Source organism: Paenibacillus pinisoli, from assembly GCF_003605435.1.
GTDB classification, from domain to species: Bacteria; Bacillota; Bacilli; order Paenibacillales; family Paenibacillaceae; genus Pristimantibacillus; species Pristimantibacillus pinisoli.
In genome coordinates this window covers 353,915-376,887 of record NZ_QXQB01000001.1, presented here as the reverse complement: position 1 = coordinate 376,887, position 22,973 = coordinate 353,915, and the positions used below count along the sequence as shown (strand labels likewise).

General features: G+C 53.2%; 19 protein-coding genes. All 19 read left to right on the top strand.

The features are described 5' to 3' along the window. The first annotated feature begins 1 nt into the window (after position 1). The 19 genes from rseP (at position 2) to D3P09_RS01630 (ending at position 22,846) form a co-directional block, all read left to right on the top strand. Complete coding sequence (gene rseP, locus D3P09_RS01720; protein ID WP_120106643.1) at positions 2–1,276, top strand: RIP metalloprotease RseP; 1,275 nt, start codon at positions 2–4, stop codon at positions 1,274–1,276. A 10-nt stretch (positions 1,277–1,286) separates the two neighbouring features. Then, positions 1,287–2,735: a proline--tRNA ligase gene (gene proS / locus D3P09_RS01715; protein WP_120106641.1), complete on the top strand. Its 1,449-nt coding sequence runs from the start codon at positions 1,287–1,289 to the stop codon at positions 2,733–2,735. Between the two features lie 45 nt (positions 2,736–2,780). After that, positions 2,781–7,097 carry a PolC-type DNA polymerase III gene (locus D3P09_RS01710; RefSeq protein WP_120106640.1) on the top strand — a complete coding sequence of 1,439 codons (4,317 nt, stop codon included), beginning with the start codon at positions 2,781–2,783 and terminating at the stop codon, positions 7,095–7,097. Between the two features lie 194 nt (positions 7,098–7,291). Then, on the top strand, positions 7,292–7,753 hold the full coding sequence (gene rimP, locus D3P09_RS01705) for a ribosome maturation factor RimP (protein WP_120106638.1): 462 nt from the start codon (positions 7,292–7,294) through the stop codon (positions 7,751–7,753). Between the two features lie 35 nt (positions 7,754–7,788). Then, positions 7,789–8,886, top strand: a complete 1,098-nt coding sequence (nusA, locus tag D3P09_RS01700; RefSeq protein WP_120106636.1) for a transcription termination factor NusA — start codon at positions 7,789–7,791, stop codon at positions 8,884–8,886. Positions 8,887–8,925: 39 nt separating this feature from the next. Continuing rightward, positions 8,926–9,243 carry an RNase P modulator RnpM gene (gene rnpM / locus D3P09_RS01695; protein WP_120106635.1) on the top strand — a complete coding sequence of 106 codons (318 nt, stop codon included), beginning with the start codon at positions 8,926–8,928 and terminating at the stop codon, positions 9,241–9,243. Continuing rightward, a complete protein-coding gene (locus D3P09_RS01690) occupies positions 9,227–9,580 on the top strand; it encodes a L7Ae/L30e/S12e/Gadd45 family ribosomal protein (RefSeq protein WP_120106633.1) in 354 nt (117 codons plus the stop codon). The genes rnpM and D3P09_RS01690 overlap by 17 nt, the downstream gene beginning before the upstream one ends. Beyond that, positions 9,552–12,302: a translation initiation factor IF-2 gene (gene infB / locus D3P09_RS01685; RefSeq protein ID WP_120106631.1), complete on the top strand. Its 2,751-nt coding sequence runs from the start codon at positions 9,552–9,554 to the stop codon at positions 12,300–12,302. Before D3P09_RS01690 ends, infB begins: the two co-directional genes overlap by 29 nt. Before the next feature lie 7 nt (positions 12,303–12,309). Continuing rightward, complete coding sequence (gene rbfA / locus D3P09_RS01680; protein WP_120106630.1) at positions 12,310–12,666, top strand: 30S ribosome-binding factor RbfA; 357 nt, start codon at positions 12,310–12,312, stop codon at positions 12,664–12,666. Next, a complete protein-coding gene (locus D3P09_RS01675) occupies positions 12,666–13,652 on the top strand; it encodes a DHH family phosphoesterase (protein ID WP_120106628.1) in 987 nt (328 codons plus the stop codon). Before rbfA ends, D3P09_RS01675 begins: the two co-directional genes overlap by 1 nt. A gap of 3 nt (positions 13,653–13,655) precedes the next feature. Beyond that, on the top strand, positions 13,656–14,588 hold the full coding sequence (gene truB, locus D3P09_RS01670) for a tRNA pseudouridine(55) synthase TruB (protein ID WP_120106626.1): 933 nt from the start codon (positions 13,656–13,658) through the stop codon (positions 14,586–14,588). A 114-nt stretch (positions 14,589–14,702) separates the two neighbouring features. Further along, on the top strand, positions 14,703–15,650 hold the full coding sequence (locus D3P09_RS01665) for a bifunctional riboflavin kinase/FAD synthetase (protein WP_120106624.1): 948 nt from the start codon (positions 14,703–14,705) through the stop codon (positions 15,648–15,650). A 174-nt stretch (positions 15,651–15,824) separates the two neighbouring features. Continuing rightward, complete coding sequence (rpsO, locus tag D3P09_RS01660) at positions 15,825–16,094, top strand: 30S ribosomal protein S15 (protein ID WP_120106622.1); 270 nt, start codon at positions 15,825–15,827, stop codon at positions 16,092–16,094. 100 nt (positions 16,095–16,194) lie between these two features. After that, on the top strand, positions 16,195–18,297 hold the full coding sequence (gene pnp, locus D3P09_RS01655) for a polyribonucleotide nucleotidyltransferase (RefSeq protein ID WP_120106620.1): 2,103 nt from the start codon (positions 16,195–16,197) through the stop codon (positions 18,295–18,297). Positions 18,298–18,473: 176 nt separating this feature from the next. Further along, on the top strand, positions 18,474–19,478 hold the full coding sequence (locus tag D3P09_RS01650; protein WP_120108445.1) for a polysaccharide deacetylase family protein: 1,005 nt from the start codon (positions 18,474–18,476) through the stop codon (positions 19,476–19,478). A 65-nt stretch (positions 19,479–19,543) separates the two neighbouring features. Next, positions 19,544–20,809, top strand: a complete 1,266-nt coding sequence (locus tag D3P09_RS01645; RefSeq protein ID WP_120106619.1) for a M16 family metallopeptidase — start codon at positions 19,544–19,546, stop codon at positions 20,807–20,809. Next, positions 20,790–21,236: a dUTP diphosphatase gene (gene dut, locus D3P09_RS01640; protein WP_120106617.1), complete on the top strand. Its 447-nt coding sequence runs from the start codon at positions 20,790–20,792 to the stop codon at positions 21,234–21,236. The genes D3P09_RS01645 and dut overlap by 20 nt, the downstream gene beginning before the upstream one ends. Positions 21,237–21,359: 123 nt before the next feature. Beyond that, on the top strand, positions 21,360–22,259 hold the full coding sequence (dpsA, locus tag D3P09_RS01635) for a dipicolinate synthase subunit DpsA (protein ID WP_120106615.1): 900 nt from the start codon (positions 21,360–21,362) through the stop codon (positions 22,257–22,259). Continuing rightward, positions 22,256–22,846 (top strand): dipicolinate synthase subunit B, encoded by a 591-nt coding sequence (locus D3P09_RS01630; protein WP_120106613.1) that lies wholly within the window; start codon positions 22,256–22,258, stop codon positions 22,844–22,846. The genes dpsA and D3P09_RS01630 overlap by 4 nt, the downstream gene beginning before the upstream one ends. Positions 22,847–22,973: the final 127 nt, after the last annotated feature.

Genomic DNA, 22,973 nt, shown 5'->3' with positions numbered 1-22,973 from the left:
TATGGGGATGATACAGGTCGTTCTATCGACCGTGCTCGTATTTTTCGTCATTGTGACGATACATGAATGGGGACATTACTTTTTTGCCAAGCGGGCGGGAATTCTCGTCAGGGAATTTGCTATCGGCTTCGGGCCGAAGCTCTTCTCCGTCAAACGCGGCGAAACAAGATATACACTGCGTCTCATACCGGCCGGCGGATTTGTCCGGATGGCGGGAGAAGATCCCGAGATCGTGGAAGTCCAGCCGGGCCAGACTGTCGCTGTCCGGATTAAGGACAATCAGGTGACCCGCATCTTCCTGGACCGCTTGGATGAGCGGACGGGAACTGTGCGAGGCGAGGTGGAGGACGTCGATTTGGAGCGCAGGCTTTCCATCTCCTTGCTGGTAGAAGGGGAGTCGGAGAGATACGACGTCCATCCGCAGGCTTTGGTTATCTCGAAAGGCAGAGACACACAGATCGCGCCGATTGACAGGCATTTCGGCAGCAAGTCGGTCGGCAAGAAAGCGATGGCGATATTTGCCGGACCGATGATGAATTTTATTCTGGCATTCGTGCTCTATGCCGTGTATGCTCAAATGGTGGGCGTGCCGGTGGAGAATCCGGATAAGCTGATCATTAACTCCATCGAGGAGAAAATGCCCGCAGCCGGAGTGGATCTGAGAAAAGGCGATGTAGTGGAATCCGTCAACGGCATTAAGATCGGCGCGGATTTGGAGCAAATGATCGATATCATTGGCAAGTCGCCCGGCGTTCCGGTCGAAATGATCGTCAACAGGGACGGCCAGATACATACGATCAAAGTGACGCCGAGAGAGAATGAGGCCGGCATTGGCAAAGTCGGAATCAGCGCCACTCTTCCTATGAGAGCAGCGTCGTTTACCGAAACAATCACCAATGCTGCAGAGCTGATGAAGCGCTCTACAGAGTTCATATTTGAAAGCTTTAAAATGCTGGTTACGGGCCAGTTCAAGCTTGAGGATCTGGGCGGTCCGGTCAGAACGGCTGACATGACGGCGGAGATTGCGCGCAAGGGCATTGTCCAGCTGACGTCCTGGACAGCACTGCTGAGCTTGTATCTGGGCATCTTCAATCTGCTGCCTGTACCGGCGCTGGATGGAAGCAGATTGATCTTCCTTGGCCTTGAGGCTATAAGAAGAAAGCCGATTGATCCGAACAAAGAGAGCATGGTGCATTTTGTCGGCTTCGCTATGCTGATGCTGCTGATGCTCGTTGTAACCTATAATGATATTTTACGATTAGTTCGAGGGGAGTAGTCTGTCGCTCATGTCAAAGGATAAAGGTTTTGTAACGGAAATTACGCCGCAAAGCGAAGATTTCTCAAGATGGTATATCGATGTGATCAAAAAAGCGGAGCTGATGGATTATTCGCCAGTGCGCGGCTGTATCGTCTTCCGTCCGGAAGGCTATGAGCTGTGGGAGAATATCCAGCGCGATCTGGACCGCCGCTTTAAAGAAACGGGACATCGCAACGCCTATTTCCCTCTTTTCATTCCCGAGAGCTTCTTCCAGAAAGAGAAGGAGCATGTCGAGGGCTTCAATCCGGAGCTTCCGTGGGTAACGGAAGCTGCCGGCGAGAAGCTGGAGGAGCGTCTGGCGATTCGTCCGACGTCCGAGACGATGATCGGCCATATGTATGCAAAATGGATTCAATCCTATCGCGACCTGCCTGTCCTCATCAACCAATGGGCGAATGTTGTGCGCTGGGAGAAGCGCACGCTGCCATTCCTTCGCACAAGCGAGTTTCTGTGGCAGGAAGGCCATACGGCTCATGAGACAGAGGAAGAAGCGCGTCAGGAAACGATGCAAATGCTTGAGGTATATACAAGCTTTGTAGAAGAATTCCTCGCCATTCCTGTCATTAAAGGCGAGAAGACGCCTTCCGAGCGTTTTGCAGGAGCAGTCGATACGTATTCGATCGAAGCGATGATGAAGGACGGACGGGCTGTACAAGCGGGCACTTCCCATTACCTCGGGAACAAATTCGCTATCGCGTTCGATATCAAATATCTCGACCGTGAGAATACGCTGCAATTTGCGCATACGACCTCATGGGGCGTGAGCACCCGCTTGATCGGCGCGCTTATTATGGTTCACGGCGACGACCGCGGCTTGGCGCTTCCTCCGAAGGTGGCGCCTACGCAAGTGATCATGATTCCGATCGGGCCGGCCAAGACGCGCGAGCAGGTTGTAGGACGCGTGGACGAGCTGTTTGCCGAGCTGAAGAGGGCTGGCGTGCGCGTGCGCGTGGACGACCGCTCCGATGTAAGTCCGGGCTGGAAGTTTAACGAGTATGAGATGCGCGGCGTCCCGCTCAGACTGGAGCTTGGACCTCGCGACATGGAGAATGGCGTAGTAGTGCTTGTATCCCGTATTACAGGCGAGAAGCGTATCGTGAAGCAGGACAACCTGGTCGCAGAAGTGGAAGCGATGCTGGAGGAAACTCAGCAAGAGATGTTCAACCGGGCGAAGGCGTTCCGCGAGGAAAATTCGCGTACGGTCGACACGCTGGATGAGATGAAGGCATTCGTGGAAGAGCAGCGCGGCTTCGTGGAAGCCGGATGGTGCGGTTCCGCAGCGTGTGAGAAGCAAGTGAAGGAAGAGACGGGGGCGACGAGCCGCAATATTCCGTTCGAGCCTTCCGTCCACAAGACGTCTTGCCTCGTGTGCGGCGATGAAGCGAAGCATACAGTCGTATTCGCACGCGCTTATTAAGAACTGAATAGGGTTTTCGGTTCGGATCGACAGGAGCTGATTGTGATGAGCCTAACCGGTAACAAGCGACAGCGCTTCGAGCTGCTATTGCAGCAAGCGGGGCTGCCGCAAGAACTTATTCATACCTATTTTCAGGATGGTTATATAGATCAGGTTGTTGTGAGCAGCAGCAACCGCGAATGGACGTTTTGCATCCGCAAGACGTCCATGGTTCCTTTACAAGCCTATAATGGACTGTGTCAAGCGGTCAAAATGAAATTCGAGCATATTGCAGCGATAACCTTCGTATTCCAATACGATCCCGTTGTGGAGACGGAAAATATCGTCATGCAGTATTGGCCGCTCTTCATCGAGTGGGCTCAGCGCGAGATTGCGTCGGTGAACGGCTGGCTTCAGAAGGCGTCCATTGAAGCGCAAGGCAGTGGCGTAACTGTGTCGCTGCTGGATTCGACGGGGCTGGAGCTGGCAAGAAAGAAGAAGGTCGACGAGGCCGTATCCTCCTTCTTCAAAACGTACTTCGACCGGGATTGCCAAGTAAAGCTTGTACAGGGCGAGTCGAGGCAAGAGGTTTATGAGGAGTTTCAGCAGAAGATCGTGCAGGAAGAGCGCGATGCCGTGCAGCAGCTAATGGCTGACGCTATGGTGGAATCTGCTGCTGGCGATGACAATGGCGAAGAGGTTGTCCGCCTTGCGGTCGGCTATGATATCCGCGAAGAAGCTGTGCCGCTCATGAACATTCAGGATGAAGAGAAGAAAATTACCGTGCAGGGCGCGGTATTCGGCCTTGATATGAAGGAGCTGCGCAACGGCAGCACATTGTTCACCTTCAATGTGACCGACTTCTCCGATTCCATTGCCATGAAGATGTTCGCGAAGACGAAGGACGATGTGAAAGTTCTCTCGCAGCTTGCGAACGGCAAATGGATCAAAGCGCGGGGCAGAATCGAATACGACCGGTTCATGCAGGAGCCTGAACTGGTTATGATGCCGAATGACCTGCATGAGATCAACTCTCCCCCGAAGCGTATGGACAAGGCCGTGGAGAAGCGTGTCGAGTTCCATCTTCATACGACGATGAGCACGATGGATGCCGTGACGCCAATAGGCGAATACGTGAAGATGGCGGCGAAATGGGGCCATAAGGCAATAGCTGTAACGGATCATAGCAATATCCAATGCTACCCGGATGCCGTGAAAGCTGCCAAGAAGCATGGGATGAAGGTGCTGTTCGGACTGGAGGCGAACGTCGTCAATGACGCTGTACCGATGGTATTGAACTCGCGTCCCGCCCCTCTAGCAACATCCACGTACATCGTATTCGATATCGAGACGACGGGCTTGTCTGTCGTGAACAACAAAATTATCGAGCTTGCAGGCGTGAGGATGCAGGATGGCAAGGAAATCAACCGCTTCTCCACCTTCATCAACCCGCATGAGAAGATTCCTTATCATATACAGCAGTTGACGAATATTAATGACGATATGGTCAAAGACGCACCGGAGCTTGAGCCAAAGCTGCGCGAGTTTATTGAGTTTATCGGGGACGATATTCTGGTCGCGCATAATGCCAGATTCGATATCGGCTTCATTCAGGCCAATTGCAAGTCACTAGGCTTGCCAGAGGTTACGAATCCTGTACTGGACACGCTGGAACTGGCCAGATTCCTCTATCCGTCCATGAAGAATCATCGTCTGAACACGCTGTCTGACAAATACAAGATCAGTCTTGAGAATCATCACCGCGCTGTTGACGACTCTGTAGCGCTCGGCGGTGTGTTGTTTGGACTGATTGGAGACGCAGCAGAGCGCAATATTAAAGACCTGCATCAATTGAACGATTATGTCGGGCTGGATTTGTCCAACGCGAGACCGTTCCATTGCAACATCTACGCGCTTAACGCAGTAGGCAAAAAGAACTTATTCAAATTAATCTCATTATCTCATACCGAACATTTCAAACGGGTTGCCACAATTCCGAGAACCAAGCTAGTGGCGCTGCGGGAAGGTCTGCTCGTTATATCCGGTTGCGAGAAGGGCGAGTTTTTTGAATCGGTCCTTAATAAGTCGCAGGAAGAAGCCAAGGAAGTTGCGGAATTCTACGATGTACTGGAGATTCAGCCGATCGACTTCTATATGCATCTGGTTGAGAAAGGACTGGTAGGCAGCCGCGCTGAGATCGAAGGTGCAATGCGCCGCATTTGCGAGATTGCGGACGAGCTTGGAAAGCCGGTCATTGCGACGGGCAACGTCCATTACCTCAACCCTCGGGACAAGATGTACCGGGATATTACGATCCATGGCATTACAGGCTTCAGTCCGCTTAAAGGCCAGCGCAAGCCGGATGCCCATTTCCGCACTACGGACGAAATGCTGCAGGAGTTTGCTTTCTTGGGTGAAGCCAGGGCCAAGCAGGTTGTCGTGACGAATACATCGGAGCTTGCAGACCGTTTCGAGACCTATGATATGTTCCCTAAGGAGCTATTCACTCCGAATATCGATGGAGCCGACGAAGAAATTCGCAATACCTGTTATGAGACAGCTAAGTCCATGTACGGCGACGATCTCCCTCAGGTTGTAATCGACCGGCTGGAGAAGGAGCTTGTCCCGATTATTAAATACAAGTTCTCCGCCAACTATCTGATCTCCGAGAAGCTGGTGAAGAAGTCCAACAGAGACGGCTATCTCGTTGGTTCCAGGGGTTCGGTAGGCTCTTCAGTCGTAGCTACGTTTCTTGGAATATCCGAGGTTAATCCGCTCCCGGCGCATTACTTGTGCCTGAATTCGGAGTGCAGGCATAGCGAGTGGTTCCTTGACGGCAGCGTGCCAAGCGGTTTCGACTTGCCGTCCAAGCCTTGTCCCAATTGCGGCAAGCCGATGAAAGGCGAGGGCCAGGACATCCCGTTCGAGACGTTCCTGGGCTTCAAAGGCGACAAGGTTCCCGATATTGACTTGAACTTCTCCGGCGAATATCAGCCCATTGCGCATAACTACACGAAAGTGCTCTTTGGCGAGAAAAGCGTGTTTCGTGCAGGTACAATCGGCACAGTCGCGGAGAAGACGGCATACGGATTTGCCAAGAAATATGAGGAAGAGCACCAAAAGAAATGGCGCGGAGCGGAGCTTGCAAGGCTTGCAAGCGGCTGTACCGGCGTCAAGCGGAGCACAGGCCAGCATCCAGGCGGCATTGTCGTTGTTCCTGATTATATTGAAGTGGAAGATGTGACACCGGTGCAGTATCCGGCCGACGATACGAGCGCAGAGTGGATGACCACCCACTTCGATTATCACGCCTTTGACGAGAACTTGCTCAAGCTCGATATACTGGGACACGATGATCCGACCATGATGAGAATGCTGCAGGATCTGACCGGCGTCGATCCGACGACGATTCCGATGAACGACCCCAAGGTCATGAGCATGTTCAACTCCACAGAAGCGCTTGGCGTCTCGCCGGAGCAGATCCGCTCATCTGTAGCGACTTACGGCGTGCCGGAGATGGGCACGAAGTTCGTGCGGCAGATGCTGCAGGAGACGCAGCCGTCGTCCTTCGCGGATTTGCTGCAAATATCGGGCTTGTCCCACGGAACGGGCGTATGGCTGGGCAATGCGCAGGAGCTGATCAAAAACGGTACCTGCAACATTAAAACCGTTATCGGCTGTCGTGACGATATTATGCTATATTTGATCTATAAGGCCGGCATGGATGCGGGACTGGCGTTCAAAATTACGGAGAGCGTGCGGAAGGGCAAAGGCCTTACGCAAGAGTGGATCGATGAGATGAAGCGCTGCAAGGTGCCTCAGTGGTATATTGATTCCTGTCTTCGCATTGAGTACATGTTCCCGAAGGCGCATGCGGCCGCTTATGTCATTTCCGCTGTGCGTACCGCCTTCTTCAAGCTTTATTATCCGATTCATTATTATGCAACTTACTTTACGGTCCGGGCGGACGACTTCGATCTTGAGCTGTTGTGCCAAGGCTATGACGCGATTCTCCGCAAGCTGATCGAGATTGAAGCGAAGGGCTTCAATGCGACGCCGAAGGAGAAAAACATGGTGTCGCAGCTGGAGATGTCGCTGGAGATGACAGCAAGGGGCTTCTCCTTCAAGCCGATTGATCTGTACCGTTCTGATGCGATCAAATTCCAGGTGGACGGCGAATCGCTTATTCCGCCGTTTGCTGCGATTGCGGGCATCGGCGACAATGCCGCGCGCAATATTGCGGCCGCGCGCAACGACGGCGAGTTCCTCTCGATCGAGGATTTCCAGATGAAATCGAAAGCGACCAAAACGATCATTGAGGTGCTCAGCGGCATGGGCTGCTTCAGAGGCTTGCCGGAATCCAACCAGTTGTCCTTGTTCTAAAATGACGGTCTCATGCTAGTTGTTATCATTCGGGATGACTAGAAATCATTTCTTGTCACGATTATGCGGTTATGATATAATTTTTGTGGCAATGATGAGGATAGATTCTTGATGCAGAAGAGTGGGGAAACCCACTCTTTACGTTTTGTATTCGGCAATATCACATTGCAACCATTACAGGAGGTTAACCCAATTTGAGCACATCCACTATCAAATCCGCCATTGAGGCAATGGTGCTACCGTTTCTCAATGACAATGGCTTTGAACTGGTCGACATTGAATATATCAAGGAAGGCAGCAACTGGTTTTTGCGCATTTTCGTAGACAAGGAAGGCGGAATTGACATCGATGAATGCGGACGCATCAGCGAATACGTCAGCGAGCAGCTAGATACTAACGATCCTATCTCCGGAGCCTATTTCCTTGAAGTATCCTCGCCAGGAGCGGAGAGACCGCTGAAGAAGCCTGAAGATGTGCGCAAGGCGGTCGGCAAATATGTCTATGTCACTACGTACGAGCCAATCGACGGCTCCAAGGAGTTCGAGGGCACGCTGCTCTCGTTCGATGGAGAAACGGTCGTTATTCGCGTAGGCAAAAAAGATCATAGCATTCCTTACGGCAAGGTCGCCAGCGCCCGCTTGGCCATCCAATTCTAATTTGCTTCTATTATGAAAGGGGGAACATCGTTCCAATGAGTATGGATTTTATTGAAGCGTTGCAGGAGATTGAGAGAGATAAAGGTATCGCCAAGGATGTGCTGCTTGAAGCGATCGAAGCCGCTCTGATATCCAGCTACAAACGCAATTTCAACACCGCGCAGAACGTAAGAGTCGATATTAACCGTCATACCGGCGTTATTAAGGTATATGCGCGCAAAACCGTTGTTGACGAGGTGCTTGACCCTCGCCTGGAAATCACGGTTGAGGCATCCCGCGAGATCAACCCGCATTACCAGCTGGATGATGTCGCAGAGATCGAAGTCACGCCTCGCGACTTCGGGCGAATTGCTGCGCAGACGGCGAAGCAAGTGGTGACGCAGCGCATTCGCGAAGCGGAGCGCGGCCTCATCTATAATGCTTTTATCGACAAGGAAGAAGATATTGTGAACGGTATCGTGCAGCGCCAGGATGTGCGCAACCTGTTCGTTGACCTGGGCAAAGTGGAGGCTGTGCTGCCGCTGACCGAGCTGATGCCGACGGACAAGTTCAAACACGGCGACCGGGTGAAATCGTTTATTACGAAGGTTGAGAATACGACCAAAGGTCCTCAAATCATTTTATCCCGTACGCATCCGGGTCTTCTGAAACGTTTGTTCGAACTGGAAGTTCCAGAGATTTACGATGGTGTCGTCGAAATCCGTTCCGTTGCGCGCGAAGCGGGGTTCCGTTCCAAAATCGCGGTTCATTCCCGCAATGACGAAGTGGATCCGGTCGGCTCCTGCGTCGGCCAGAAGGGGATGCGCGTACAGACGATTGTCGGCGAGCTGAAGGGCGAGAAAATCGACATCGTGCGCTGGTCGGAGAATGTGGAGGAGTATGTGGCGAATGCGCTGAGCCCTTCCAAGGTGCTTGAAGTCATCGTCTTCGAACAAGAGAAGATGGCAAGAGTTATCGTGCCGGATTATCAGCTGTCGCTGGCAATCGGCATCAAAGGCCAGAATGCTAGACTTGCAGCCAAGCTCACTGGCTGGAAGATTGATATTAAGAGCGAGACGCAAGCGGAGCAGGAATACGGACGTCCGAAATCGGCCACTGGAACGATGCACCAGGATTCCGTATCCATCGACTAATCCGGCTGCGGCCATAGCGCTGACAAGGGAGGGTGTACCGTGAGACCGAGGAAAGTACCGCTTCGCAAATGCGTCGCATGTCAAGAAATGATGCCGAAGAAGGAGCTCATTCGTGTCGTGCGCACACCGGATGGAGAGGTTGGCATTGATCTGACCGGCAAAAAAGCCGGCCGCGGAGCTTATCTATGCGGGAAAGTCGCATGCTTCAAGCTTGCGAAGAAGTCGAAAGCGCTCGACCGTGCCTTGAAGCAGCCTGTCGGCGAACATATATACGATCAATTGGAACAAGATTTTATTGCGGTGGAGGAGCAATTCATCGCAACGAAGGAGAATACGCCGGATGACGAAGACGAATAAGGCGCTGTCGCAGCTCGGAATGGCGATGAGAGCGGGAAAGCTCATCACTGGTGATGAAATTGTGCTCAAAGCTGTTAGAGCAGGCAAAGCCCATCTCGTCATTCTCGCAGGGGATGCGTCCGACAACACGAAGAAGAAATTTCGAGATAAATGCGGCACCTACGGAATACAACTCGCCGAGGCATTCGATCGAGAGCAGCTGGGAAGGGCGATAGGCAAGCCTGAACGCGTCGTGCTGGCGGTCACCGATTTGCAATTCGGGAAAATGATTGGAAGTCATCTGAGCCAAAATACGGAGGTGGATCCTATTGAGCAACAAACAGGACAGCAAGGATAATAAAGACAAGCTGCGCGTATATGAATACGCGAAGTCGCTAAATATGAGCAGCAAAGAAATTATTACGATCCTAAAACGCTTGAATCTTCCCGTGAACAACCACATGAGTGTCATGGAAAACGAAATGGTGCATAAAGTGGAAGGATTCTTCCGGGATATCAAAGCGAATGCTGCGGCAAAGCGCGCTCAGGAATCGAACGGCGCAGCCGTTTCTGCAGCGCCTGCGCCTGCCAACCGCGGGCAATCTAATCAAGGCGGCCAACAAGCCGCAACTACAACATCACAAGACAGACAGGGGACAATGAACTCTATTAATACGAAAACACAACAACCATCAGAGCAGCAACGTGAACAAAGACCTCAGCAAAACAATCAAGGCAGCCGTCCATCCGGCCAGCAAGGCCAAGGCGGCTACCAAGGCAACCGCCCATCCGGCCAAGGCCAAGGCGGCGGCAATCGTCCGTCGGGCGGCCAAGGCGGCTATCAAGGCAACCGTCCATCCGGCCAAGGCCAGGGAGGCGGCAATCGTCCGTCGGGCGGCCAAGGCTACCAAGGCAACCGTCCGTCTGGTCAAGGCCAAGGCGGCGGCAACCGTCCGTCCGGCCAAGGCCAGGGAGGCGGCAATCGCCCATCCGGCGGCCAAGGCGGCTACCAAGGCAACCGTCCATCCGGCCAAGGCCAAGGAGGCGGCGGCAACCGTTTCGGTCAAGGCGGGGGCTCCGGCGCATCGTCCGGCAACCGCCCGGCACCGGCTCCGCAGGGACAAAGCCGCGGCTTTGATTCCGGCGCAAGCAGACCGCGCAGCGGCGGCGAAGACAGAGGCGGCAATAAGAATAACCGCAACAACGGCAGCCAGAAGCGCTTTGAGGACGGACGTCCAGGCTTCGGCGGCAACCGCGGCAACAACCGTGGCGGCAAAGGCCGGAACAATAGAGGCCCGCAACAGCCTCCGCGCGAGAAAATTGACAACACACCGAAGAAAATTATTGTCCGCGGCACGCTGACGGTCGGCGACCTGGCGAAGCTGCTTCATAAGGACGCTTCGGAAGTTATCAAGAAGCTTCTGTTCCTCGGCGTAATGGCGACGATCAACCAAGAAATCGATATGGATGCCATTCTTCTGATCGCCGGCGAATACGGCGTAGAAGTAGAAGTGAAGATTCCGGTTGAGGAAGATGACTTCGAGAACGTAGAAGAGAACGATGACGAAGAAGCTTTGGTAGGACGTCCGCCAGTTGTGACAATCATGGGTCACGTCGACCATGGTAAAACAACGCTTCTCGATTCGATTCGCAAAACGAACGTGACAGGGGCAGAAGCCGGCGGCATTACGCAGCATATCGGCGCTTACCAAGTCGAGATCAATGGCAAAAAAATTACGTTCCTGGATACGCCGGGCCACGAAGCGTTCACGCTTATGCGCGCACGCGGCGCTCAGGTAACGGATATTACGATTATCGTCGTAGCTGCGGATGACGGCATCATGCCGCAAACCGTAGAGGCGATCAACCATGCGAAGGCAGCTGGCGTGCCGATTATTGTTGCAGTCAACAAAATCGATAAGCCGGAAGCGAACGTAGATAAAATCAAGCAAGAAATGACAGAGTATGAGCTCGTTCCTGAAGAGTGGGGCGGCGACACCATCTTTGTTGAAGTATCCGCGAAGCAGCGCATCAACCTGGAAGGCTTGCTTGAGATGATCTTGCTCGTTGCAGAAGTGAACGAGTTCAAGGCGAATCCGAACAAGCGCGCCAGAGCGACTGTTATCGAGGCTGAGCTGGACAAAGGCAAAGGCCCTGTGGCGCGTATTCTCGTGCAGCATGGCACCCTGAAGATCGGCGACGCATTCGTTGCGGGCAACTGCTTCGGACGTGTCAGAGCGATGGTGAACGACCGCGGCCGCAGATTGAAAGAAGCGGGTCCTTCGACGCCGATCGAGATTACAGGTCTGACAGAAGTTCCGCAAGCTGGCGATCCGTTCATGGTATTCGAGGATGAGCGCAAAGCACGCGCAATTGCAGAGCGCCGCTCCATCAAGCACCGCCAATCCGAGATGGGCGCGAACACGCGCGTTACGCTGGATGATCTGTATACGCATATTAAAGACGGAGAGATCAAGGATCTAAACGTTATTATCAAAGCAGACGTTCAAGGTTCCGCGGAGGCGCTTAAAGGTTCCTTGGCGAAAATCGATATCGAAGGCGTTCGCGTCAAGATTATTCATAATGGCGTAGGCGCCATCACAGAATCGGATATTATTCTGGCATCCGCTTCGAATGCAATTGTTATCGGCTTTAACGTCCGTCCGGATCCGCAAGCGGAAGCTACAATCGCTCAAGAGAAGGTTGACGTGCGCATGCACCGTGTCATCTACAACGTCATTGACGAGATCGAGCAAGCGATGAAGGGCATGCTTGACCCGATCTACAAAGAAGTTGTTATCGGCCATGCCGAAGTGCGGAACGTGTTCAAAGTAACGAAGGTCGGCGCCATTGCCGGTTCGATGATCGTCGACGGCAAAATTACACGCGCGGCGGAAGCAAGAGTCATCCGCGACGGAATCGTCGTCTATACAGGCAAAATCGACTCCCTCAAACGTTACAAAGATGATGCCAAAGAAGTGGCTCAAGGTTATGAGTGCGGTATAACGCTTGAACGCTTTAGCGATATTAAAGAGGGAGATATGATTGAAGCGTTCGTCATGGAAACGGTAGAGAGGTGAATACAGCATGGCAAAAATTCGCGTAGGACGGGTCAGCGAGCAGATTAAGAAAGAGCTGAGCCAAATTATCCAGATGGAGCTCAAGGATCCTCGTATCGGGTTTATTACGGTTACTGGCGTCGAGACGACAAGCGATCTGTCTCAAGCCCGCATCTATCTGAGCGTGCTTGGCAGCGATGAGCAAAAGGAAGCGACGCTTAAGGCGCTCGCAAGCGCAACGGGCTTCCTTCGCTCGGAGCTGGGCAAGCGCATGAAGCTGCGCCATACGCCGGAGCTGCTGTTCAAGTTCGACAGCAGCATCGAATACGGCAGCCGTATTGAATCGTTGCTTGACGATATCAACCGCGGGAACGAATCGAATTGATGAGCGGCAACCAAATGGTACAGTTGGATGAAGCATTGGCCTTTTTGAAGGACAATGCTTCCTTCCTTGTCGTGTCGCATGTTCAGCCTGACGGGGACGCGATCAGCTCGACGCTGGTTGTGAGCTGGCTGCTTGAGCGCTTGGGCAAGAAGTCGACCCTGATCAATGAGAGCGAGCTGCCTGCCCGTCTGCAATACTTGCGCGGCTTTGACGAGATCCTGTCGCTTAAGCATGAGCAGCCGGAGGGTCTTTCCTTCGATGCGGTCATTGCTGTCGATTGTGCTGACTACAAGCGGATAGGAGAGGTAGCTTCCCTGTTCCCTGAGAACTGCGGTCTGCTCAACATCGATCATCATCCCACGAATAACGGGTTTGGCACCGTGAATGTGATTCGTCCCGAAGCTGCGGCTACGGTTGAAATATTGTACGATTTAATTATCCATGCGGGACTCGTGCCGGATCTGGAATGCGCCAAGGCTGTCTATACCGGCCTGCTTACCGATACGGGCGGCTTCCGCTATTCCAATACAACCCCTCGCGTCATGGAGATCGCCGCCAGCTTGCTGGCGCTTGGCGTATCCGGAAGCGAGCTGGCCGATCATCTGCTGGAGAAAATGACGATCGCTAAGCTGAAGCTGCTTCAAACTGCGCTGGCACGATTGACTTTCAGCGAGGATTTGAAGATTGGCTGGCTTTATATCGGCAAGGAAGATTTGGCCGAATGCGAAGCAGTGCCTGAGGACCTGGAGGGCATCGTCAACTACGCGCTTAACGTAGACGGCGTAGAAGTCGGCATTCTCTTCAAGGAGACAAGCGATGGCGGCGTCAAAGCCAGCATGAGGTCGGCGGGCAAAGCCGATGTGGCGGCAATCGCTCAATCCTTTGGCGGCGGCGGACATGTCCGCGCTTCCGGCTGCCGATTGGAAGGCCCGCTTGAGGGTGCTATGAGCGGTTTGGTAGAAGCAGTCAGAAAGGCGTTGGTATAACGGATGGATGGCATTTTGGCCGTATGGAAGCCGGAGGGCTGGACATCACACGATGTTGTAGCCAAGGTCAGACGGCTCCTTAAGCTGAAGCGGGTTGGGCATACCGGCACGCTGGACCCTATGGTAACGGGCGTATTGCCTCTATGCCTGGGCCGGTCCACAAGAGTAGTTGAATATGTGCAGGAGAGGCCAAAAGCTTATGAAGCCGTACTAAGACTGGGCATCGCGACCGATACAGAGGACTTGACGGGCGAGATTATTGAACGCAAGCCTGTGGGCACGCTTGTTCCATCACAAATCGAGGAAGTGCTGGGGCGGTTTCGCGGGACGATCAGCCAGGTTCCTCCGATGTTCTCGGCGGTCAAAGTAGACGGCAAGCGACTCTATGAGCTGGCCAGAGAAGGCAAGACGGTGGAGCGCAAGTCAAGAGAAGTGACGATTCACGACATCTCTTTGCTGAAAGCCGACCTTACAGGCGACGAGCCGGAGTTTACCTTTTCCGTCGTATGCTCCAAAGGGACCTATATTCGTACGCTATGCGTCGATATCGGAAAAGCGCTGGGGCTTCCCGCGACGATGGCCAAGCTAACCAGAACCATGTCCGGCGGGATAACGGCAGAGGGATGCCTGACACTTGAGCAGATTGCAGAGCTTGTGGAAACCGGCGGGCTTGCGCAGCATCTCATTCCGGCAGACCGGGCGATTGCACATCTTCCGTATGCCGCCGTTGCGCCGCACTATGCGCAGCTGGCGCTGCGAGGACAGAAGCTGAAGCTGTCGCAAGCTGCTCCAGAGTCCGGCGAGTGGAAGCATGGCGAGCTTGTACGTCTGTACGAGACTTCCGCTAATGGCAACTTTCTAGGCATATTCCAAGTCGATGTCGACACCTCGCAGGTGAGACCAGTCAAAGTTTTTTCGGATTCCAGCAACGCATAACACATCACGACCATTGACCCCGGGATTCACCGCGCTTAGGTTGGACTTTTCGCGAAGGCCATGGCCGTCCGCTGAAGAGCCATTAAAGTTTATGTAGAAATGCAGGTGTCATCGATGGATATTATTCCTTTATCATATCCCCTGAGCCAAGCTGGCGAGAGCTTCGCAGGCAAAGGGATCGCGATTGCGATGGGCCACTTTGACGGTGTCCATCGCGGTCACCAGAATGTCATAAAGCAAGCTGTAGCGCATGCCCGCAAGTCAGGCTTGCTGTCGGCTGTTCTAACCTTCTCGCCTCATCCTAAGGAAGTGCTGGGTCATGGCGATCAGTATTATCGCTGCCTTACGCCGATGCAGAGCAAGATGAAACGGTTTGAAGAGCTTGGAGTAGACGTGGTGTTCGTCATGAAGTTCGACCACACGTTTGCCGCTCTGACGCCAGCCCAATTCGTATCGGATGTGCTCGTTCCGCTTGGCGTCAAGCATGCCGTGGTCGGCTTCGACTTTACATTCGGCAGCAAGGGCTCTGGCAATGCAGAGATGCTTCGCGAGCTGGGCGGCAGCGACTTTACGATCGATATCGTGGAGCCGCTCTTCGAGAACGGGAAGAAAGTGAGCAGCACGTATACGAGAGAATCGCTGGAGAAGGGCGATCTGGCGATGGCGCGCACCTTGCTGGGGCGCCCGTATGAGGTTGTCGGCACGGTCGTCCATGGCGACGGACGCGGCCGGACAATCGGCTTCCCGACCGCTAATTTGGATTTGTTGGCCCCTTACGTCTCTCCAAGCCTTGGCGTATACGCGATTACGGCATGGGTGGACGGCAAGTCGTATGGCGGAGTGCTGAATCACGGCATGAAGCCAACCTTCAACAAATCGGAGATTGTACCGGTAATGGAGGCGCATCTGTTCGACTTCGACGAGGATATTTACGGCATGGAGATGACTGTCCAATTCCAGTATTTCATTCGGCCGGAGAAGAAGTTTGGCTCCGTTACAGAGCTGATCGCTCAGATTGCGGCGGATTCCGATCGGGCCAGAGCGCTGCTTACAGAACTATAAGGCGCTTTTCTCGACAAACAAGGAACAAGTATGCTATACTTGGGAATGTTGTGGCTGGCATATGGCTGGTTCTATGGACGAGCAGCCCGCCGCATACTGAACCTTAGCTTGGTTGTCCGATCTCACCGTCGGCGGCGAGGCTAATGGCGATTACGAATAAGGAGGTGAACAAGGATGGCAATCACTCAAGAACGTAAACAAGAGCTGATCGAGACTCACAAAACTCACGCGAGCGACACGGGTTCTCCTGAAGTTCAAGTCGCTATCCTTACGGAAAACATCGTTAACTTGACTGCACACTTGCGCGAGCACAAGAAGGATCATCATTCCCGTCGCGGCTTGCTGAAGATGGTCGGTCAACGCCGTAAGCTTTTGGCTTACTTGAAGAACAAAGACGTAAGACGTTACAGCGCATTGATCGAAAAACTCGGCCTTCGCCGTTAAAACATGCGTGACGAAAAGCAACCTGATTCATCCCAGCCTCCAGATCACTGGAACAGGGGGTTCGGGTTGCTTTTTGTAATAGGAAAAAGGAGGGACTTTGATGCTTCAACGTATTGAAATGACGCTAGGCGGCAGGCCGCTCGTTCTGGAAACAGGACGACTGGCGAAGCAAGCCAATGCGGCAGTTACGGTCCGCTATGGCGAGACGGTAATTCTGTGTACGGTCACCGCTTCAACGGAACCGAAGGATTTGGATTTCTTCCCGTTGACGGTGAACTATGAGGAGCGCTTGTATGCCGTAGGCAAAATCCCAGGCGGATTTATTAAGCGCGAAGGAAGACCAAGCGAAAAAGCGATTTTGTCGAGCCGATTGACGGACCGTCCGATTCGCCCGCTGTTCCCTGATGGCTTCCGCAATGACGTGCAAATTGCGAATATCGTAATGAGCGTGGATCAAGATTGCTCGCCTGAAATCGCGGCGATGATCGGAACTTCCGCAGCGCTGTCGATTTCCGATGTGCCGTTCAACGGACCAATCGGCGGTGTAGTCGTTGGCCGCATTAACGGCCAGTACGTTATTAACCCGACTGTGGCGCAAGAGCAGGAGACAGATATTTTCGTCGTAGTCGCAGGCACCAAGGATGCCATTATGATGGTAGAAGCGGAAGCGAACGAGGTATCGGAAGAAGTTATGCTCGAGGCGATCATGTTCGGCCATAACGAAATCAAATCCATTGTCTCGAAGATCGAAGAGCTGCATGCTCTTGCAGGCAAAGAGAAAATGGCAGTGAAGCTACATACAGTTAACGGGGATGTTAACAGCGATGTACGCGCATTCGCGTCCGCTCGTCTGGTTGAAGCGATCAAGATCGCCGAGAAGCATGCGCGTCAGGAAGCGATCGATGCGGTGAACGCCGATACGGTTGCTCATTTCGAGGCGCAATATGCGGAGACGCCAGAGCTGCTGGCTGATGTGAAAGAAGTGCTTTACGATATCGTGAAGGAAGAAGTGCGCCGCTTGATCACGCATGACAAAGTGCGTCCAGACGGCCGCGGATTGGATGAAATCCGTCCAATCGAATGCGATGTCGCGCTGCTGCCTCGTACACACGGCTCCGGCTTGTTCACGCGCGGCCAGACGCAAGCGCTCAGCATTTGTACGCTTGGAGCTATGGGCGACGTGCAAATTCTTGACGGCATCTCGCCGGAAGAAACAAAGCGCTTCATGCATCACTACAACTTCCCGCCGTTCAGCGTAGGCGAGGCTCGTCCATTGCGCCCTCCAGGCCGCAGGGAGATCGGTCACGGCGCGCTAGGCGAACGCGCATTGTCGAAGGTTATTCCTTCCGAAGCGGAATTCCCGTACACCATCCGCCTCGTATCCGAGGTTCTGGAATCGAACGGCTCCACTTCGCAGGCTAGTATCTGCGCAAGCACACTGGCTATGATGGATGCGGGCGTACCGATCAAAGCGCCGGTTGCAGGTATTGCGATGGGTCTGATCAAGGACGGCGACCATTTCTCCATCCTGTCTGACATTCAAGGCATGGAAGATCATCTGGGAGACATGGACTTCAAGGTTGCAGGTACAGCAGAAGGCGTAACGGCGATTCAGATGGACATCAAGATCGACGGCATCGACCGCAGCATTCTGGAGCAAGCTTTGGAGCAGGCGCGCCAAGGACGCATGCACATTTTGGGCAAAATGCTTGAAGTGATGTCCGCGCCGCGTACAAACCTGTCCAAGTATGCGCCTAAAATTTTGACGCTTCGCATCAACCCGGACAAAATCCGTGACGTTATCGGCGCAGGCGGCAAAATCATCAACAAAATTATTGAAGAAACCGGCGTAAAAATCGATATCGAGCAAGACGGCATGGTATTCATTGCTTCTTCGAACGAAGAGATGAACCAAAAGGCCAAAGCGATTATCGAAGGCATCGTGAAGGAAGTCGTCGTTGGCGAGATCTATCTCGGAACGGTCAAACGTATCGAGAAATTCGGCGTATTCGTCGAAATTTTGCCTAACAAAGACGGTCTTGTCCACATCTCGCAGCTGTCCACTGAGCGCGTAGCGAAGTGCGAGGACGTCGTGAAGATTGGCGATCAAATTACAGTGAAGGTGACGGAAATCGACCAGCAAGGCAGAATCAACCTGTCGCGCAAAGCGATCCTTACGGCAGAGGCGCCTGCTCAGTCTTAAGACGAGCGGGCAATTCCCCGGCAAAGCCTATAGCATAAGCCAAAGAGTCAGAGCCATCTGTCTCTTTTTTGTTTTTATGGAGACGAGCATAATCTTGTCCGCTCGCTCATACATTGGTTCATGAGCGCATTGGCGTCAGCCTTCCGCGCGCGACTGATGGAAATGGAGTGGAGGATATGCAGCTGAAGAAAGCCGCCGCCATTGCGGCGAGTATGCTGATGATACTCGTTTTCGTAAAAATGAACGGGGATATTGCGTCCTTCATCGCCACTGTAAAGGCGGGCGATGCCGTGCAGGCAATTGGGCAGCCAAGCTATTCGGAGGAAGAGAAGAGCGAGCTCTATCAAGCCATTGTAGCGGAGGCAGAGACGAAGAGGATCGCGCCGATCGATGCGAGGCTGGACCGGATATGGTATGCCATTCCAGGTTATAACGGTCTGGACATTGATATCGAGAAGACGTACGAGGCAGCGCTCAAGGCGCCGCGCAACAGTCCGATCCCTTATCAATACAAAGAGATCCAGCCGAAGATTCAGCTCGCCCAGCTAGGACCGCAGCCGGTCTACCGGGGAAATCCGGAGAAAAAGATGATATCCCTCATGATCAATGTGGCATGGGGCAATGAATATATTGATCCCATCCTGAAGACGCTTCAGGATAAGGGCGTGAAGGCGACATTTTTCCTGGATGGCAGCTGGCTGAAGAAAAATGTGGATATCGCGAGGAAGATTCAGGAGGCCGGACATGAAATGTCCAATCATGCCTACTCCCATCCGGATATGAAGATGTTAAGCCGGTCGGAGCAATACAATCAGATCGCAAAAACGGAACAGCTTCTGAAGGAGCTGCTGCAAGTCGAAAACAAATGGTTCGCTCCCCCCTCGGGTTCCTACAATGCCGCTACGGTTCAGATTGCAAGAGACCAAGGGCTTGGAACCGTGATGTGGACGATTGATACGGTAGATTGGCGGAAGCCTCCGGCGGATGCGGTCATTCGAAAAATAGCGTCGAAGCTGGAGCCGGGAGCGCTCATCCTGATGCATCCGACGGCAACCACCCGCGATGCGCTCGCCGGCATGATCGACAGCGCATTCGCCAAAGGCTACGCGATTGGAACGGTTAGCGAGACATTATCATCCGATCGGGTCATTCCGCGTGTTGAGGGAGCGAACGTATTTTGATATAGTGGTATCATTCATGTTGGAGGATCATGCTTGCGAAGTAAGTCACTTTTAGGAGGGCAACAGTGAACAAATATACGCTTAGCAACGGACTGCGCGTTGTAGTGGAATACATACCGACGGTGCGCTCAGTTTCATTCGGCATCTGGGTGAAGACCGGCTCGCGCAATGAAACGAAGGACAACAACGGCATCTCTCATTTTATTGAGCACATGCTGTTCAAAGGGACGGAGAAGCGCACGGCCAAAGATATTGCCGATCTGTTCGACGGTATCGGCGGCAATGTGAATGCTTTTACAGCGAAGGAATATACCTGTTATTTTGCAAAAGTGCTTGACGAGCATCTGCCGCTTGCGGTGGACGCTTTGTCCGATATGTTCTTCAACTCCCAATTCGATGAGGGAGAGCTGGCGAAGGAGAAAAACGTGATTTTGGAAGAAATCGCGATGTACGAAGATACACCGGATGACAAGGTGCATGATGAGGCCTCCCGCGCTTCGTACGGCGACCATCCGCTCGCTTATTCCATCTTGGGCATCAAGGATCGTCTGGAAGCGATGGGATCGGATACGCTTAAGAATTATATGAAGGAACGTTATACGATAGAAAACACGGTAGTGAGCGTAGCGGGCAATGTCGAGGAGGCAGGTCTGCTGGAGCTGCTGGAATTGCACTTCGGGGGCTTCTCCAACCACGCAGAGGCGCCTGCTCCTGAGGCGGCGACATTCCAGGGGGAATACATCTTCTATAAGAAGAAGACAGAGCAGAACCATATTTGCATGACCTTCCCTGGATTATCGAACAAGGATAAACAGCTATACGCCATGATTTTGCTTAATAATGCGCTGGGTGGAGGTATGAGCTCGCGGTTGTTCCAGGAGATCAGAGAGAAGCGGGGTCTCGCTTACTCTGTCTATTCCTATCATATGGGCTATGCGGACTCCGGCTTGTTCACTGTATACGCGGGCACGGCTCCAAAGCAGACCAAGGATGTGCTGGATTTGACACTGGAGCAAATTCATGAGCTGTCCGTCAAGGGACTGGCCGAGGATGAGCTTCACCGCGGGAAGGAGCAGCTGAAGGGCTCGCTCATTCTGAGCCTGGAGAGCACAAGCAGCCGGATGAACCGGATTGGCAAAAACGAGCTGATGCTAGGGCAGCATTATACGCTTGACGAATTGCTGAAGCGAATCGATAATGTAACGATGGAAGATATACAAGACGTCACGAGGAAGATGCTTGCCGTTCCGTTCGCGGTGGCGATGGTCGGAACGAATGACAAGGATGCGTCGAAGCTTAGGAGGGACCAGTATGTATCAGGTACTGTTTAAACGATTGGAAGGCAATAACGATATCGCTATACCGCGCAAAATGTCGGAGTGGGCAGCGGGCTTTGACCTGCAGGCAGCGGTAGGAGAGCCGCTAGTTCTGGGGCCTGGAGAGCGGACGCTGGTACCGACCGGATTCGCGATGGCAATGCCAAAGGAGCTTGAGGCGCAGATTCGCCCGAGAAGCGGACTTGCTTACAAGCATGGCATTACATGCCTGAATTCGCCGGGAACGATTGATGCGGATTATCGCGGCGAGGTGAAGGTGCTGCTCGTCAATCTGGGCCAGGAGCCGTTCACCATTGTGCGCGGCGAGCGTATTGCGCAGATGGTGTTCCAGGAAGTGCCTGCCGTTGTGATCGAAGAAGCGGCTGAATTGCCTGATACAGTGCGCGGCGCTGGCGGGTTCGGGCATACCGGCGTGAAATAATATAACAGGGTATGAAGATCGGAGCGATGATACGCTCCGATCTTTTTTTAATGTTTTTTCACCCCCTTTTGGGCGCAAGCATACGATAGTCTATATCTATTTGCCAGAAGGGAGTGAAGCCCGATGTTAACTGGCGTTCAAGTGCTGCTGCTTGGCGGCGATGCGAGACAGCTTGAAGTGATCCGCAAGCTGAGCGAGCTGGATGCCTCCGTCACCGTATGCGGATTTGACGGATTGCATTCCCCGCTTGACGGAGCCGTGCATGCAGAGTTCGATGAAACTCTGTTCGAGGGCGTGGATGCTTTGCTGCTGCCAGCGGTCGGGACAGACGACCAGGGATTGATCCATGCCGTATTCAGCGATCGCGAGATGAAGCTGACGGATGCGCATTTTGCGAGACTGCCGCAGCATTGCACCGTCTATACAGGTATGGCAAAGCCCTATTTGCGCGGACTATGCGAGACGCGTGGCCTAGCCTTGGTGGAGCTGTTCGACCGCGATGATGTGGCGATCTATAATTCCATACCTACGGCGGAAGGCGCCTTGATGATGGCGATCCAGCATACCGATATTACGATACACGGGTCGAATTCGATGGTGCTCGGCTTCGGGCGGACAGGATTCACCATGGCCAGAACGCTTCAAGGATTAGGGGCGAGGGTGAAGGTTGGCGTCAGGCGTTCGGAGCATTTTGCACGGGCATCCGAGATGGGCTTCGAGCCTTTCTACATGGGCAGTTTGCTGCAAAATGTGGGCAATATCGACTTGCTTTTTAATACAATTCCGACTATGATAGTCACAGCGCAAATTATCGCAAATTTACCATCCCGTGCGGTCATTATCGACCTTGCGTCGAAGCCCGGCGGAACTGATTTTCGTTTCGCGGAGAAGCGGGGAATTAAAGCGATGCTTGCACCCGGACTACCCGGTATCGTGGCTCCTAAGACAGCTGGACGCATCATAGCGGATTGCCTCAGTCAGTTGATTACGGACGATACGATTAAGCGGGGGAATGGGATATGAATTGGAATGGAATTACGGTCGGCTATGCTCTCTCGGGTTCCCATTGCACATTTGCCGAAGTGATGCCGGAGATCAAGCGGTTTGTCGATGCGGGCGCGAACGTAGTGCCGATCGTCTCGAATACGCTGATTACGACAGACACCAGATTCGGCACAGCGAGGGAATGGCAGGAACAGCTTACCGGCATTACAGGCAATGAGATTATTTCGACAATCGTGCAGGCAGAGCCGCTCGGTCCTTCGAAGCTGCTGGATGTGCTTGTCATTGCTCCATGTACGGGCAATACGACAAGCAGGCTGGCGAATGCGATTACCGACAGTGCGGTGCTAATGGCGGCCAAGGCGCAAATGCGCAACAGCCGGCCGGTCGTGCTCGCGATTTCGACCAATGACGGACTTGGGCTTAACGCCGCTAACATAGCAAAGCTGCTAGTGGCTAAACATATTTACTTTGTACCCTTCGGTCAAGACAATCCGATCCAGAAGCCGAACTCCTTGGTTGCTAGAATGGATCTTGTTATGGAAGCATGCGAAGCGGCTCTGCAAGGCAAGCAGCTGCAGCCTCTGCTGATTGAGCGGCATTCCTGATCTAACGCTGCCGTATAGGATCAAGATCTGGCTAATGAAGCGGCTCGGATTGAACTGACAACTATGAACTGGAGATGTCAAGCAGCGTCTGGCGGTTGCACGGGGCATGAATCATGCCTTTCCATCT